The sequence below is a fragment of the Cohnella hongkongensis genome (assembly GCF_042654645.1).
GTDB lineage: Bacteria > Bacillota > Bacilli > Paenibacillales > Paenibacillaceae > Cohnella > Cohnella hongkongensis.
Map to the genome: position 1 here is coordinate 12,322 of NZ_JBHSEP010000019.1, position 14,731 is coordinate 27,052.

Annotated in this window: 17 protein-coding genes; 4 read left to right on the forward strand and 13 right to left on the reverse strand. The window is 60.0% G+C overall.

Annotated elements, in window-relative coordinates:
* Positions 1 to 6: 6 nt before the first annotated feature.
* Together ACFO3S_RS21050 and ACFO3S_RS21055 are read left to right on the forward strand one after the other, a co-directional pair.
* Positions 7 to 360: a hypothetical protein gene (locus tag ACFO3S_RS21050; protein ID WP_378100108.1), complete on the forward strand. Its 354-nt coding sequence runs from the start codon at positions 7 to 9 to the stop codon at positions 358 to 360.
* Entirely contained in the window at positions 357 to 1,148 is a 792-nt protein-coding gene (locus ACFO3S_RS21055) for a GGDEF domain-containing protein (protein WP_378100110.1), read from the forward strand. Before ACFO3S_RS21050 ends, ACFO3S_RS21055 begins: the two co-directional genes overlap by 4 nt.
* A 45-nt stretch (positions 1,149 to 1,193) precedes the next feature.
* On the opposite strand, the gene ACFO3S_RS21060 is transcribed toward ACFO3S_RS21055, so the two are convergent.
* Positions 1,194 to 2,189, reverse strand: a complete 996-nt coding sequence (locus ACFO3S_RS21060; RefSeq protein WP_378100112.1) for an LLM class flavin-dependent oxidoreductase — start codon at positions 2,187 to 2,189, stop codon at positions 1,194 to 1,196.
* 174 nt (positions 2,190 to 2,363) lie between these two features.
* Positions 2,364 to 3,296, reverse strand: a complete 933-nt coding sequence (locus ACFO3S_RS21065; protein ID WP_378100114.1) for a manganese-dependent inorganic pyrophosphatase — start codon at positions 3,294 to 3,296, stop codon at positions 2,364 to 2,366.
* A 195-nt stretch (positions 3,297 to 3,491) separates the two neighbouring features.
* Between ACFO3S_RS21065 and ACFO3S_RS21070 the strand changes: the two genes are divergently transcribed.
* On the forward strand, positions 3,492 to 4,382 hold the full coding sequence (locus ACFO3S_RS21070) for a DNA-3-methyladenine glycosylase family protein (RefSeq protein ID WP_378100116.1): 891 nt from the start codon (positions 3,492 to 3,494) through the stop codon (positions 4,380 to 4,382).
* Positions 4,383 to 4,411: 29 nt separating this feature from the next.
* Here the strand turns inward: ACFO3S_RS21070 and msrB are convergent, their stop codons facing one another.
* Positions 4,412 to 5,389, reverse strand: coding sequence for a peptide-methionine (R)-S-oxide reductase MsrB (gene msrB / locus ACFO3S_RS21075; protein ID WP_378100118.1), 978 nt, complete (start codon positions 5,387 to 5,389; stop codon positions 4,412 to 4,414).
* Between the two features lie 173 nt (positions 5,390 to 5,562).
* On the opposite strand from msrB, the gene ACFO3S_RS21080 reads away from it, so the two are divergent.
* Positions 5,563 to 6,408, forward strand: a complete 846-nt coding sequence (locus tag ACFO3S_RS21080; protein ID WP_378100120.1) for an alpha/beta hydrolase — start codon at positions 5,563 to 5,565, stop codon at positions 6,406 to 6,408.
* A gap of 369 nt (positions 6,409 to 6,777) precedes the next feature.
* Here the strand turns inward: ACFO3S_RS21080 and ACFO3S_RS21085 are convergent, their stop codons facing one another.
* From ACFO3S_RS21085 to ACFO3S_RS21130, 10 genes are all read right to left on the reverse strand, one after another.
* A complete protein-coding gene (locus ACFO3S_RS21085) occupies positions 6,778 to 8,352 on the reverse strand; it encodes a family 10 glycosylhydrolase (protein WP_378100122.1) in 1,575 nt (524 codons plus the stop codon).
* Positions 8,353 to 8,537: 185 nt separating this feature from the next.
* Positions 8,538 to 9,050 carry a hypothetical protein gene (locus ACFO3S_RS21090; RefSeq protein WP_378100124.1) on the reverse strand — a complete coding sequence of 171 codons (513 nt, stop codon included), beginning with the start codon at positions 9,048 to 9,050 and terminating at the stop codon, positions 8,538 to 8,540.
* Between the two features lie 229 nt (positions 9,051 to 9,279).
* Positions 9,280 to 10,095 (reverse strand): GNAT family N-acetyltransferase, encoded by an 816-nt coding sequence (locus ACFO3S_RS21095; protein ID WP_378100126.1) that lies wholly within the window; start codon positions 10,093 to 10,095, stop codon positions 9,280 to 9,282.
* Between the two features lie 103 nt (positions 10,096 to 10,198).
* Complete coding sequence (locus ACFO3S_RS21100; protein ID WP_378100128.1) at positions 10,199 to 10,510, reverse strand: DUF4870 domain-containing protein; 312 nt, start codon at positions 10,508 to 10,510, stop codon at positions 10,199 to 10,201.
* A 63-nt stretch (positions 10,511 to 10,573) separates the two neighbouring features.
* On the reverse strand, positions 10,574 to 10,873 hold the full coding sequence (locus tag ACFO3S_RS21105) for an ATP-binding cassette domain-containing protein (protein ID WP_378100130.1): 300 nt from the start codon (positions 10,871 to 10,873) through the stop codon (positions 10,574 to 10,576).
* Between the two features lie 145 nt (positions 10,874 to 11,018).
* Positions 11,019 to 11,195 (reverse strand): hypothetical protein, encoded by a 177-nt coding sequence (locus tag ACFO3S_RS21110; RefSeq protein WP_378100132.1) that lies wholly within the window; start codon positions 11,193 to 11,195, stop codon positions 11,019 to 11,021.
* Between the two features lie 107 nt (positions 11,196 to 11,302).
* Positions 11,303 to 13,261: a heavy metal translocating P-type ATPase gene (locus tag ACFO3S_RS21115; RefSeq protein ID WP_378100134.1), complete on the reverse strand. Its 1,959-nt coding sequence runs from the start codon at positions 13,259 to 13,261 to the stop codon at positions 11,303 to 11,305.
* Positions 13,262 to 13,452: 191 nt separating this feature from the next.
* A complete protein-coding gene (locus ACFO3S_RS21120) occupies positions 13,453 to 13,878 on the reverse strand; it encodes a GNAT family N-acetyltransferase (protein ID WP_378100136.1) in 426 nt (141 codons plus the stop codon).
* Positions 13,879 to 13,976: 98 nt separating this feature from the next.
* Positions 13,977 to 14,483 carry a hypothetical protein gene (locus tag ACFO3S_RS21125; RefSeq protein WP_378100138.1) on the reverse strand — a complete coding sequence of 169 codons (507 nt, stop codon included), beginning with the start codon at positions 14,481 to 14,483 and terminating at the stop codon, positions 13,977 to 13,979.
* Complete coding sequence (locus tag ACFO3S_RS21130; RefSeq protein WP_378100140.1) at positions 14,471 to 14,719, reverse strand: helix-hairpin-helix domain-containing protein; 249 nt, start codon at positions 14,717 to 14,719, stop codon at positions 14,471 to 14,473. Before ACFO3S_RS21130 ends, ACFO3S_RS21125 begins: the two co-directional genes overlap by 13 nt.
* Between the last annotated feature and the right edge of the window lie 12 nt (positions 14,720 to 14,731).

The window sequence follows — 14,731 nt, forward strand, 5'->3', positions numbered from 1 at the left end:
AGCAAGATGGAGTACACTACCGTACACTCGCGCAAAGCGACGCTATCGCTCAAAATTACGGAATTCGAAGTTCCGCCCATGCAGGATTTGCTCATCATCGGGAAGAAGGCTCCGATCGGGCCGGAAGCGGTGCGCAGAATGGCGGAGGCGCTGTCCCCCGAGCAGTTCACTCTGCTAAAAATCGATCATCCCAAAATCGAGGCCGTGCTCGTTCGCAGCACAGTGCTGCAAATGCTGGACCAGACCATTCTGATGAAAATTGTGATGGAGGAAGTGGAACGGTTGATTATCGATACGATGGTGCTGCGCTCCGAGTTAAAAATCGCGCTGTCCGTTCAGCGGGAGGTCGAGTTGGGTTGAAGGTCAGCGAAGCTATGATCCGCTCCGTCCGCACCATCTCGTCCGACAAGAGCGTGTCCTATGCGTCGGAGCGAATGAACGAATGGAACGTGAACTCGCTGGTCGTAGTCGACTACGGGAGAATCTCCGGCCTAGTCACGACCCCGCTTGTCCGCTCCTCCCATCCGAATCGGATCGTGGCCGACGCCATGTCGACGACGCCTTCGGAGGTGTCTCCGGACACGTTGATCTGGGATGCCTTGAAGATTATGGACAAGCAGCGGACCGACCATCTGCTCGTCATGGAGGCGGACAAGCTGTCCGGCCTGCTAACGAGGGAGAACGTGCAGTTGAAGCTGTCGGAGCTTCGCGATCCGCTGTGCGGGCTGTACCGGTCGCCCTACATCCACGCCGTCGGCGAAGCGCTGCTCAAGAAGAAGCAGCCTTTCCGGCTGCTGTTCGTCGACTTGAACGGATTCGGGGAAATTAACAAGCGCTACGGCCATCCGTTCGGGGACGACGTCATTCGGGAATATGCGGAAAGAATTTCTTCGATTGCGGTCAAGGATCGCGACAGCCTGTGCCGCTATGCGGGAGATGAATTCGTACTCATCACGATGGCGGACGAGACGGAGGAGGATCGGCTGATCTCCTGGCTGTCCCAGCCGGTCGCGATCGGAGGCGTGAAGGTGTCGGCGGCCGTCGGCCACATCGCCGTCAGCGGCGAGCGCGCCTTCTCCAGACCGTTCAGGGACCTTCTGAGCGAAGCCAGCCTGCTGTCCACGTCGGCCAAGCCCGTGCCCCGCTGACCGCCGGTCCTTCCAAGCCGTACGGCGAGCCTCAAGGCTCGCCGCTCAGGAGAACGCCTCCGCGATATACCGATAGGAGCGGACCCGCTTCTCGTAATCGTGAATGTGCGAGACGATCATCAGCTCGCCCAGATGCATTCGGTCCGCGTAGCGCTTCAGCGCCTCCTTCACTTGTCCGGGCGTACCGATAAAGCGGCGGGTTCTCATCTGCTCGAGCAGCTGCTGCTCGGCCAGCGAATACGGATATTCCGAAGCCGTCTTCACGGAGGGCATGAAGCCCAGCTCCTGTCCGGTCAGCAGCTTGAGAAAGAACAGCTCGTTGCTGCGCGCCAGCTGCCTCGCCTCCTCCTCCGTGTCGGCGCAGATTGCCATGACGGCGGCAAGCGCCTTGGGCTGAGCGCAGTAGGACGAGGATTGAAAATAGGAATGATAGTGCTGCAGCGGCTCGTCTCCGGCCGCGCCGAAAAACTGCGCGAACGCATAGGGCGTGCCGAGCTGGGCCGCGATCTTGGCGGTGCCTTCGCTGGAGCCGAGCAGCCACAGCTCCGGCATGCCCTCCGTCTCGGGGAACGCCCGCAAGCCCGAAAAGCGATGATGGGCCGGATTGTCGTCCCGCAAGTAGTGGTACAGATCGACGATCTGCTGCGGATACGGATCCACCTCGTACCGCTTATGCTCCTGCAGCGCCCGGGTCGAGAGCGGCGATCCTCCGGGCGCTCGCCCCAGGCCGATGTCGATCCGGCCCGGGTGAAGCGCCTCCAGCAGCTTGAAATTCTCCGCCACCTTGTAGGCGCTGTAGTGAAGCAGCATGATGCCTCCCGATCCGATGCGGATCGACTTCGTATGCGCGGCGAGGTGCGCCATCAGAATCTCCGGACTCGAGGAGGCCAGCGCCGCGCTCCCGTGATGCTCGGACACCCAGAAGCGGGAATAACCGAGCTTCTCGGTCTCCTGAGCCAGAGCCACCGTCTCGTCCAGCGCGTCCCTCACGGACCTGCCTTCGTTCACATGGGAATGATCGAGTACGCTTAATTTCATCATCCGAAGCCTCCATGCTTCTTTAATCGTGCTTCCATCAAGCCAAAACGCCTTCGGCGTCCTCTAGACTCAGAATCGCGTTTTTGTCGGAGGTGATTCAGAAAAGGATAGCGCATTTGATCCTTTCTGAATCACGCACAAAGAGCCCGCGATTCTCGCGGGCTCTGCTCGCAGCCGTTAGCGCTTGTTGAAGATGTCCGTCAGAACGGGAACGATCTGCGACTTGCGGGAGACGACGCCCTTCAAGAATGCGCGGTTGTTCTCGATCTTGACGCCGTACGCCTCTTCGACCGCGTCCGCCGCCTGGCCGAGCGCAAGGCCGACGGAATCGTTGTTCAGGATGTCGGTGACGACAAACAGGAACAGATCGAGTCCCTTCTCGCTGACGATGCTCGTCAGCGCGGCTTCCAGCTCGGCCTGCTTGGACAGAACGTCGTTCACGTCGACGGCGTTGACTTGCGCGATTTCGACTTTCGCTTGACCCATCTGGAACTCCTTGGCGTCCAGAGAGATGAGCTGCGCGATCGTCTTGTCGCTCAGGTCGGCGCCGGCCTTCAGCATGTCGAGGCCGTAGCTTTCCGCATCGACGCCCGCGATTGCGGCAAGCTCCTTGGCCGCGGCGACGTCCTGCGGAGTGCAGGTCGGAGATTTGAACAGCAGAGAATCCGAGATGATCGCGGACAGCATCAGGCCGGCGACGTTCGCGGGAACGGTCTTGCCGTTCTCCTTGTACAGCTTAAGCAGAATCGTCGCGGTGCAGCCGACCGGCTCGGCGCGGTAGTACAGAGGAGCGCTCGTCTCGAAGTTGGCGATCCGGTGGTGGTCGATCACCTCGAGCACCGTCGCCTGATCGATGTCGGAGGCGCTTTGCTGACGTTCGTTATGATCGACGAGAATGACGCCCTTGGCTTCGCCCGCAACCTTCTCCACTAGGCGCGGAGCCGCGAAGCCGAACTTGTCCAGCGCATATTGGGTTTCGCCGCTGACATCGCCCAGGCGAACCGCTTCGACTTCTTCTCCGAGCTGGGTTTTCAAATCCGCGTAAGCAATGGCAGAACAAATCGTGTCCGTGTCCGGATTTTTGTGGCCGAAAATCAATACTTTGCTCATTTTCTGGCTCCTCATCTATGATATTGGCGAGAAAAGTATACCCCAAAAGCAGCGTCGGAATCAAGATAAGCTCGCTCTATTCCGATAGATTACCTTGCCTTTCTCCGAATAAAACCGCAACATCCCGAAATTCGCCCGAGCCCGATTTATGGTACAACTAGAGAAGCCGAACTTAAAGAACAAGGAGAGCCGACTATGAACCGAACGATTCGCATTCCCGTCCCCGCCGAATTCGACTTTGCCGTCAATCTCGATTACCTGTCGCGCTCTCCCGACGAATGCTTGTACCGCATTCGCGGCGGCCGGCTGTACAAGGCCATTCCCGCCGGTTCGGGCGCGGCTTTCTTCGAGGTCGACGCCGAGCCGGGCTTCCTGCTCGTTCGCCCGATGGACGAAGAGGCTTGGAGCGCCGAGGTCGAACGGGAAGTCGTCGCCTATACGAGAGACTGGTTCGACCTCGACAACGACCTGTCCCCCTTCTACGACTTGGCGAGCCGCGATCCCCTCTTGCGAGGCGTCGTTCCGAGACTGTACGGCCTCCGCAATATGGGCATCCCCGACCTGTTCGAGGCGCTCTGCTGGGGCATAATCGGGCAGCAGATCCATCTGGCGTTCGCTTATACGCTCAAGCGCCGGTTCGTCGAGACGTTCGGGCGGCAGCTTCGGCGCGGAGACGTCGACTGCTGGCTGTTCCCCGAGCCGCGCGACGTTGCCGCTCTGGACGTTGGCGACATTGCGGCGCTGAAGACGACGGCGAAAAAAGCCGAGTATCTGATCGGCGTCGCGCGCCTGATCGCGGACGGAGAGCTCGGGAGAGAAGCGCTGCTGGAGGGCGGCATCCGCTCCGCGGAAAAACGGCTCGTCTCGATCCGCGGCATCGGCCCCTGGACGGCCAACTACGTATTGATGAGATGCTTGAGGTATCCGTCCGCCTTTCCAATCGGCGACGTCGGCCTGCACAACGCGATCAAATCGGTGCTGGGCATGGCACAAAAGCCGACCGCAGCCCGAATCAGGGAGCTGTCGGCCGGCTGGCAGGGCTGGGAAGCGTATGCGACGTTCTACTTGTGGCGCGTGCTCTATTAAGCGTTCGCTCGCCGGCCGCCCCCGTGAGCTTACAGCTCGGACAAATACCGGCCGTACCCTTCCTCCTCCATCTTGTCCTTGGGAATAAAACGGAGCGAGGCCGAGTTAATGCAGTAGCGCAATCCGCCGGGCATCGGCCCGTCGTCGAACACGTGGCCGAGATGGGAGTCGGCTTCCCGGCTTCTCACCTCAATGCGGTACATGCCGTGAGAGAAATCCTGACGCTCCTGGATGTTGCCCCCGTGCAGCGGCTTCGAGAAGCTCGGCCAGCCGCAGCCCGCGTCGTACTGGTCCCGCGAGCTGAACAGCGGCTCGCCGGAGACGATGTCGACATAGATGCCCGGCTCGGTATTATTGTAATATTCGTTGCGGAACGGAGGCTCGGTGGCGTTGTTCTGCGTCACTTCGTACTGCATCGGCGTGAGCCTCCGGCGCAGCTCTCTGCGAAGCTCCTCCTTGTCCCGATCCGTATTCCAGTGCCGCTCGATGAACGCGTCCCTTCCCGAGCCGTGACGATAGTACTTGTACCTGAGCGGGTTTTTCCGATGGTAATCCTGATGATACTCCTCGGCCGGGTAGAACTCGGCCGCCGGTTCGATCGCGACCGCGATCGGCTTGTCGAAGCGGCCGCTCCGCTCCAGCTCCGCCTTGGACTCCTCCGCCTCCCGGCGCTGCTGCTCGTCATGATAGAAAATGACGGGGCGATAGGAAGACCCGCGGTCGTGAAATTGGCCTTCCGCATCGGTCGGATCGACCGAGCGCCAGTAGATGTCGAGCAGCTTGCGATACGGGAACAGCTCCGGATCGAACGTAATCTGCACCGCTTCCGCGTGCCCGGTCGTCTCCGAGCACACCTCCTCATACGTCGGATCGGCGGTATGGCCTCCGGTGTAGCCGGATACGATGCCGTGAATGCCCGGCAGCTCCTCGAACGGCGTGACCATGCACCAGAAGCATCCGCCGGCGAAAGTCGCTTTATGCAGCGTCGTTTGTTCGCGATTGTCCATGTCGAATCTCCTTCCCGCTTTCCTTGTATTCTGCTTCTATTGTAATCAATATCGGCTGGCGATTCCAATCCCCCCTAATCGGCTGTCGGCGCCGACCCTCTCGCCCAGGCGGCGAATTTCGGCTATGATAAGGCTAAAGGCAGGAAAATGTTCCCGAACGAGGAGGACTGGCGATGGGCATGAGCACAATGGAATGGCGCTGCGCGGATCGAACCCGGATGCACGCCTGCGAATGGCGTCCGGATTCCGTCGACGGCAGTCCCCGCGCGGTCATCGGTCTCGTCCACGGCATGGGCGAGCATATGGGGAGGTACGCCCACTTGGCGGAGATGCTGAACGCCGAGGGCTATGCCGTCATCGGATTCGACCAGAGGGGCCACGGCCGCACGGAAGGCAAACGAGGCCATACGCCGCAATACGAAGCGCTGCTTGAAGGCATCGATCTCATGCTGGACGCGGCCCGTCGAAAATATCCCGGCGCGCCGGCTTTTCTGCTCGGCCACAGCATGGGCGGCAACATCACGCTGAACTACTTGCTGCGGCGGCAGCCGGCCCTTCGCGGAGCGATCGTGACGGGACCGTGGTTGAAGCTTGCTTTTAAGCCTCCATCGCTGCAATCGATTGTCGGCAAAGTTGTCGAGCGATTCTATCCGTCCTATACGAACAACCGGCCGATGGTCGCCGAGAACTTGACGTCCGATCCGGCGATGATCGAGCGCTACGTGAGCGATCCGCTCGGACACGGACAGATTACGGCCCGCTTCTTCTTCAGCGTGCAGAGAGCCGGACTGTGGGCGCTGAGGCATGCGTTCATGCTCCAGGTTCCGCTGCTGCTCATGCACGGCGGCGATGACAGAGTCACCTCGCTTCAGGCGAGCAAGGAGTTCGCCGGCAAAGCCGGCAGCCGCGTCGAATGGCGGGAATGGCCGGGGTTTAAGCACGAGCTGCACAACGAGTCGCGGCGGGAGGAGGTGTTCGCCGTCATCCGCGGATGGCTGGCGAAACAACTGGCCGACTAACGGTCCAAAGCGGTTGGATCGCTTGAAAGCAGCGCGCATGCAAGCATAAACGGCTTACGCCGTCCTTAGGATCGGCGGGATAACGTTTTTGTCGGAGGTGCTTCAGATAAGGATAACGAATTTTATACTTTCTGAATCACCAAGCCAAAACGCCTTCGGCGTCCTCCAGACGCAGCATCGCGTTTTTGTCGGAGGTGCTTCAGAAAATAGCGAGTTTTAATTTCTGAATCACAGAAGAAGGCGGCAGCTTTGAAAAATGGCGGTGAGGGGGGGCCCCCTTCACCGCCATTTCGACTTGTTGGATCTGCTGTCCTCTTCTCAAGCAAGCGATGGGCCGGTCCGCGCAAGCGAACGGTCGCCCGTATCCGCCTACCGTTGGTAATACTGCTGCAGGAGCGGAATAAGACCGAGCGGATTTCTTCGCAAATCTTTGGCGCTGAAGAAGATGTCGCCTTGCACCTCGATGACCCCGCGATTGTAATTCAGCTGGTCGATAATCTCCTGGGCCGTGTTCCATCCGGCTTCCTTCGTGCCGATCTTGTAGGGCGCATGGCCGATCAGCAGCTCGACGCCCGTTCCCCGCACCTCGTTCGCCCACCAGTCGACCAGCTTGTCGTACCTGGCCGCCTCGAACGACAGGCTCCAGTAAATTTGCGGAGCGACGTAATCGATCCAGCCTTGCCGGATCCAGGTGCGAACGTCGGCATACATGCTGTCGTACGTCGTGACGCCCGCGCGCGTATCCGATCCGGTCGGGTCGTCGGCGATGTTGCGCCAGACGCCGAACGGGCTAATGCCGAACTTCAGCTGCGGCTTCGCCCTGCGGATCGCTTCTCCCAGCTCCTTGACGAACCGGTTGATGTTGTCCCGGCGCCAGTCGGCCTTGTTATTCAGCTTGCCCGGATTATAGGCGGCATAAGCGGTGTCGTCCGGGAACGCCGTGCCGGACGGATAGAAATAATCGTCCAGATGAACGCCGTCGATGTCGTAGCCTTCCACAACCTCCATAACGGCGTCGATAATATGCTGCCGCGCCTCCGGGATTCCCGGGTTCAGATAATGCTTGCCGCCGGCCAGAACGATCCACTCGGGATGCGCGAGCGCGACGTGATTCGGAGCCAAGGCGTCGGACTTCCCGTCGACCGTCGCCCGGAACGGGTTGAACCAGGCATGAAATTCCATTCCCCTGCCATGCGTCTCCTCGATCATGAACGCCAGCGGATCGTACCCCGGATCGGCGCCCTGCTTGCCTTGCAAATAACGAGACCACGGCACCAGCTTAGACGGGTAGAGGCTGTCGGCGGACGGACGTACCTGAACGAAGACGGCGTTCATCCCCATCCCCTGCAATTCGTCCAGCAGCTGAACGTACTCCTGCTTCTGTTTCTCCGCTTGCCCGTAGGATTTGTCCGACGGCCAGTCCAGATTGTAGACGGTGGACACCCATGCGCCCCGAAGCGACTCCTCGTTTTCGCTTTCGCCATTCTCCGACTGCAGCAGAATCGTGCGCGAAGCCTGCTGCCAGGTGACAAGCAGCTTCAGCTGCGTGCCGACGAAGCGAAGCGGCACCATGACGCGCCCGTTCACGACCTGTACGGTCGTCTCCAGCTCTGTGCGCTGCCCGTTGACGAGCGCATGCTTCTGTCCCATTGTCATCTGCAGCACAAGCCCTTCATGACGTATTGTGACCGTTTTCGCCGGTTGCGACCAGTCGACGCGAGCTCCCAGACTTTTGCTGATGACGCTCAGCGGCACCATCGTTACGTTCTCCTTCGGAATCATATAAGGCGGAACGTCCGACACGATCTTCTTGCCGTCCAGATAGATGCCGATCGGCGGCGGCGACGCCGCGCGGGCAGTCGACTGGCTGAACAGCGGCGCCAGCAGGGCGATGCATAGCGCGGCGCACAGCAGCTTCGTACCTCGATTTCTCCACAAGCTCATGACTGCAATGCCTCCGAATCTCTTAATCTAATTTTCCGCCGCAGGACGGTACAATCATTAGACGAAAGATCGCCCCCGGAGTTGCAGTCCAAATGATAGAGCAGCCGCAAAAAAAACGTCCGCCCTCGATCACAGCAAAAAACCCTCCGCCCATTCGACCCGGGAGGGTTATTCCGACCTGAAATTTAAGGAATAAACTGCTGCGTGATTCGCACGACGACCCCGTTCTCGATCGTCAGATGGTACGGATAATCCCGCAGATTCATCCCCGATCCGTCCGCCAGCAAAGCCAGAAAACGGTCGAGAGAGATTTCTTCGTTCCATACGACGTCCGCTTCCACGAGGTTTCCCGTACGATTGTATAGCTGCATGAATACGCGCGCGTCGGGGGCGAGCCGCAGCCTCTCCGCAGCCGGATCGTCATTGACGATATAATAGCCGTCCGGCGCCTGATCCATGCCGGAATCCGCTTCTCTCTCGCGGAAAATCCGGTCCGCCTCCTCGCCTTCGTACCACTCTATGAAATCCGCATCCGCATAATAGCCGCCGTTCTGGTGATAGATCGAGCCCAAATACGCGACGCGCGTGTTCTCGTTCCGAGGGACCGGCGTATAGTCGTTGATATTCGCCTGAATGGGACTGAAAGACATGTACCCTAACAACACGGCAACTAAGGTGACAAGCATTTTGTTGACCATTACCGCATTCTCTCCTTCAGGGGCTCGCCCTTGAGCGGCCCTTGCATTTCCTATACCTAATAAACGGATCGGCCGCACAGAAGGTTACAGGTTTTCGCAAGAAAAATTAAAATTTTCTCATCCCAAAATACGGCTATACGTCAGGTTATTGCGGAGAATCGGTTTTTAGTCTGCATGGACTCGTTGTTGCGCAAGAAAATGGCGTTCGGGTTGTACCTGTCCCATCCGCTCAGCGTTGTTGCCACGAGGCGCGCACATAGCCGATGCGCATGCCGATCCGCTCCATGTTGCGGTGACTCTGCGACAGGAACGCGCATTGGCCGACGACGAGGGCGCAGCCCTCTTCGCGTGCAGCCGCCACCCTTCTTCGCAGCAGCGCCGTCTGAACGCCCCGACAGCGGTAATCCGGCAGCGTAGCCGCGAACGTAAGCGAAGCTGTCCCCCGGCTCGCGTACGCGACCCCGACACCGGCCGGACGTCCCTCCCACAGAGCGAGATAAAACGTCCACCCCGGGCGTCCGTACAGCACCCGGTTGTTGGCCGCCACCGGCGCTATGCCGTCGTCCGGCAGACCGGTTCCCCGGCAATGAATCGTCGCGTACAGCTCGAATTCGTCTTCCCGCAGCAGCCGGATGTCCAGTTTGTCCGACGGCTTAGCCGGACCGGGCGCCGCCTCGGACGGCGTCAGCGCCATCGACGTATGGAAGCCCGACTGATAGAAGCCCAGCCCGGACAACCGCTTCATCAGCTCCGGATCGGCCAGCCCCGGCACAAGCTCGAACTGCGGCTTGCGTCCTCGGGCGCGGTAGAAATCGCCTATCGCCGCAAGCAGATCCGCATCCCCGCTTCTTAACCCCTTGACCGTGTTGAAGCCCGGCCATGGCATCGTCTTGCTGTAGAAGCACACCGCTTCGCCGAACCGTGCGATCTCCACCCCTTCCGGATTGCCCGGCCTGTCCCGGATCGCCTCCATGCGATCCAGCATGTAGCCGATTTCCGAGCTTTCTATCGCTTCCGTCCGTTCCTCGATACGGTTCGTTCCCATCCTTCCGCTCCTTCTTCTGCCGCCGTCGGCGATTCGATTGTTTGCACGGAATAGAAACAGCCCCCGGGTTTCCGCAAGGGCCGGGAGCTGTCGCATCGTCCGATCATTTCAGAATTTCGTACTTCCCGATGAGAGGCAGCGGTTTCACCTGGCCGTTCGCCGCCGCCAGAATGCCGATAATGACGAGCCCGAGAATGACCAGATTGGCCAGAGGAAGCAGCAGCCAGCCGATGAACGGGATAATTCCCAGCACGATGTTCGTCGCCAGCGCGAGCAGGAACAGGTTCAAGCCTTGTCGCGCATGATACTGGGCGAAGGGAGAATCTTTGGCCGCAAGCAGCGGAACGAAAAACAATAGGTAAGCGATTATGGCCATAACCTTGTTCTGTTGAATGTCCGATTCCGTAGGAACCATCGTTCTAACCTCCCGTTGGATGAATCTGTATTAAAAGTAAACGATTCACACCCCGCGCGCCAGTTACTTTAGTCGCATAACGGTCGCAGAACCGACAACCGCGCGAAAATCGTTTCGCCAATCGCTCCGGACTCCCGTCTCGCAGAATGGGGACTGCGTCCCGGTCGTCGGCGCCTGGCGCAGCGCGCCTTGCTCGAATATGCGTCCCCGCCTAATAAGCAAGGATTTCCCGAAGACGGGCAGCACCTCCCCGATAGGATGCGTCACGAACAGCATCGCAGGCGCATCCGGCCGCCTGGCCAGATCGCCCATGCTCGCAAGCAATTTTTCCCGAATCCGTTCGTCGCCTCGTCCAGAATTCAATGGGAGACTTCTCCTTATTCGCATCATACCATGAGCGATAACAGGGAGCAATGAGCGGATTCGCCGGCGGGACAAAGCAAAAAAGCCGGCAGGACGACGCCTGACGACTTGCTGCACCCGCGAAGAATGCCGATAAGCTAAGCTTCTACTCTCTCGACTTCCAGATCAGCCCCGAAGCGGCCAGCTCGCGGGGAGAACGGTTGTCGGACAAGCCCGTCTTCCGCTTCAGGCGAAGTCGGTCCGCGTGATCCATCGCCATGAACAGGCAGAAGGCCCCAACCGCGATCAGCAGAACGGTCATGACAGGAAACAGCAGATTCATCCTCATTCTCCTCTGCGCACAATAACGATAATCATTATCATTATTATAGCCCATTCGAAGACAAATGCAAAGGCTATGCGGACGTCCGCATAGCCTTCATGCCCTATTTATTCGCCGGTCCGAAAGCCGAGCAGCCGGAGTCCGTTCAGAATGACGAGTATCGTGCTGCCTTCATGCCCGACGACGCCCAGGGGCAGCGCGATTCCTTGAACGAAATTGGCGGCGATGAGCAGAACGATAACGCTCAGCGCGAACGCCATGTTCTGCCTGATGATCGTTCTTGTGCGCTTGCCCAGCACGATCGCGTCCGCAATCCGGCCGATATCGTCGTTCATGAGCACGAGGTCTGCCGTCTCAAGCGCGGCATCGCTCCCGGCCGCTCCCATCGCGATGCCGACGCCCGCCGTCGCCAACGCGGGAGCGTCGTTCACTCCGTCTCCGACCATGGCGACCGAACCGAACTCCCGCTTCAGCTCCCGAATCCGCTCGACCTTGTCCTCGGGAAGCAGATCGGCGTACACCCGGTCGACGCCCAGTTCCTCGGCGATAGAGCGTGCGGTGCTCGCCTGATCGCCGGTCAGCATCGCGACTTGAACGCCGAGCTTCTTCAGCCGGGCCATCGCGCGCTTGGCTTCCGGTCGGATTCGATCGCGAAGAGCGAAGACGGCGGCCGCGCCATGCTCGTTCATCAGCACGGAGACGGTCTTTCCCTCGCTCTCCAGCCGTTCGATCGTCTCGGCAAGCTCTTCATAACGTCCGCTCTGCTGCAGCATCGAGGCCTTGCCGATCGTCCACAGCTCGCCGTCCAGCTTCGCCTGAAGGCCGCGGCCCGTCAGAGCGGCGAACTCGGAGGGCCGCCCCAGCGGCAGCTCCCTTTCCTGCGCGGCGTTAACGATCGCCTTGGCCAGCGGGTGTCCGGACAAGCTTTCAAGCGACGCCGCGACCCTGAGCGCCTCGTTCTCCGAGTAACCCGAGAAAGCGACGATATCGGTGAGAACAGGCTTGCCCATCGTCAGCGTGCCGGTCTTGTCGAAGGCGACGGCTTTGACGTTCGCAAGATGTTCCAGATGCGCCCCGCCCTTGAACAGAACGCCTTTCCTGGCGCCGCTGGAGATCGCCGACAGCGTCGCGGGCATGATCGAAGCGACGAGCGCGCACGGCGACGCGACGACCAGAAACACCATCGCCTTGTAGAACGCCTGCTCCCATGGCATCTGCAGAGCCAGCGGAGGGACTGCGACAAGAAGCAGCGTGATGAGCAAAATCCCCCTGGCATAGATGCGTTCGAACCGTTCCATGAATCGCTGGGAAGCCGGCTTCTCGCTCTGCGCTTCCTGCACGAGGCGGATGATTTTGGCGAACAGCGTCGATTCGCTCGTCTGGCTCACCTGCACGTACAGCGCGCCTTCGCCGTTCAGCGTCCCTGCGTACACGACGTCTCCCGGACCTTTGTCGACCGGGATCGACTCTCCCGTAATCGACGCCTGATTCACGTCCGACGCTCCGTCGGCGACGACGCCGTCGGCCGGAACCCGTTCGCCGGGCTTCACGAGCACGAGATCGCCCGGCGCCAGCTGCTCGATCGGAACGATCCGTTCCTCCCCGTCGCGAATCCGGACGGCCGTCTCGGGCTTCTGATCCATCAGCGACGAGATATCCCGGCTGCTGCGATCCATCGTATAGGTCTCCAGCGCGCCGCTTAGCGAGAAAATAAAGATCAGAACGGCTCCCTCGGTCCAATAGCCGATGCTTGCCGCACCGATTGCAGCGACAATCATCAGCAGATTCACGTCGAGATCGCGCTCCCGCACGAGCGTCTCAATGCCTTCCCTTGCTTTGACGAAACCGCCGACCAGAAATGCCGTCACATAGAGAGCGACCGACCAGGAATACGAGGTTTCCTCCAGCATATAAGCGATCGCGACGATCAAGCCGCTCGCCAGCGCGGCCAATCCTTCCCCGTACCGGCTCCCTATTCCGGCGCGTTCGGCCGGTCCTGCCGCGCTGTCCGCCTGCAGCCGGTCGGGATCGGTATGCCCCTTTATCGAATGTATCGTTTGACTCATCTGAATCTCTCCCTCTCCGTTGAGAATGACTCCCATTCTTACATCCCTTAAAACGACACATGCTGCCCCGGCGGGAGCAGCATGTCGGCGAGAACGTGCCTCGCCCGATGGATTCGTTAGTACAGATGCTTTGTTTAGAATGATTATAATATAGGAATCATTAAAAATAAAGAGGGGAGCCAAAGTTTTCGTTACTCGGGCTCCACCAGGTAGACGCAATTGAACCGTTCCACGCCGGGATACGCTTCTCCCAGGCTTTCGATCTCGAAGCCGATGGCGCGATAGAAGTCTACCGCGTCGTCGTCCGTTTCCGCGATAAGAACGGCGGGTCTTTTTTTGTCGATCGTCTCGAGAAGGATTCCCCGACCATACCCCAGCCCCCGGTAGTCCGGAGACACCGCGAGGTGCTCGATCTTCAATACGCGTTCCTCGCTCATTCGCAGACCGATAATGGCGATGCATTCGCCCTCCGCCTCAAGGCCGTACATCTCCATCCCGTCCTCCGAACGGTAGGCGGCGATCGTCTCGTCCAGCTTGTCCGGGTCGGGATAGACGCTGCATTCGACAATGCTGCGAACGGCCGGATCGTCCAATCGATCTTTCAATGCAATCAGCATGGCCCTGCTCACTTCCGTTCCTTGAATGATCTTCAGCTTCTCCGTCTCCATTATACGCGATTGGCCGTCGGAAATCCTGTGACGGAGGTCACCGCAAGCTAGCGGCTCCGCTCCCGCGGCTCTTCCGGCGCCGGGCTCGGCGCCCGGGCGGCCCGTCCGGACACGGGCATTCCGTACGATCGGGCGCCTTCGTGCGCGAATCCGCGCCCGGACTTCCTCCTCTCTATGCGGGAAACGCCTGCATCGAGCAAGAAATAGACGTACAGCGCGGCCAAGCCGTGACCTGCCACCGCGCCGTTGAAGCTTGCTCCGAGCAGAACCAGCACCCCTCCCGCAAGAGCAAGAAGGGCGCCTCCCAGCAGAGCGTAGCTCGTCGTCCGCAGAACGGGCTGCCGGAAGGGCGCCGCCAGTCTGTCGACAAGCATGGACATCGGGAAGGCCACGATCGTATGAAAGGCAAAAGCGATGAAGAAAGCCGGCAAGAGCGTCACTGCGTAGTCCTGCGCCGATTCGAAAAACGTCAAAGGGAGATAGAAGGCAACGATCAGAGACGCTCCGAAGATGCTGATCACCTTGCTGGCCGAGCTGCGCTTTATTCCGGGCATCCGGATTCCCCCTTCCCCTTCTTCGGGGAAACCTGCTGTCCCTTAAAAGCTAAGCCCCTCTCCTCAAGCGCCGGCCGCAGCAGACGGATCGATGCGGGACCGAAGCCGTGGAGCTTGAGCAATTCCCCCTCTGTACGCCGCGCCGCCTCCTCCAGCGACCGGATTCCCGCCGCCTCCAGCGCCTGCTGGGCCGGACGAGACAATCCTGCCGGCAGAGGGCCGCCATTTGTCTCCATCATCATCCCCTC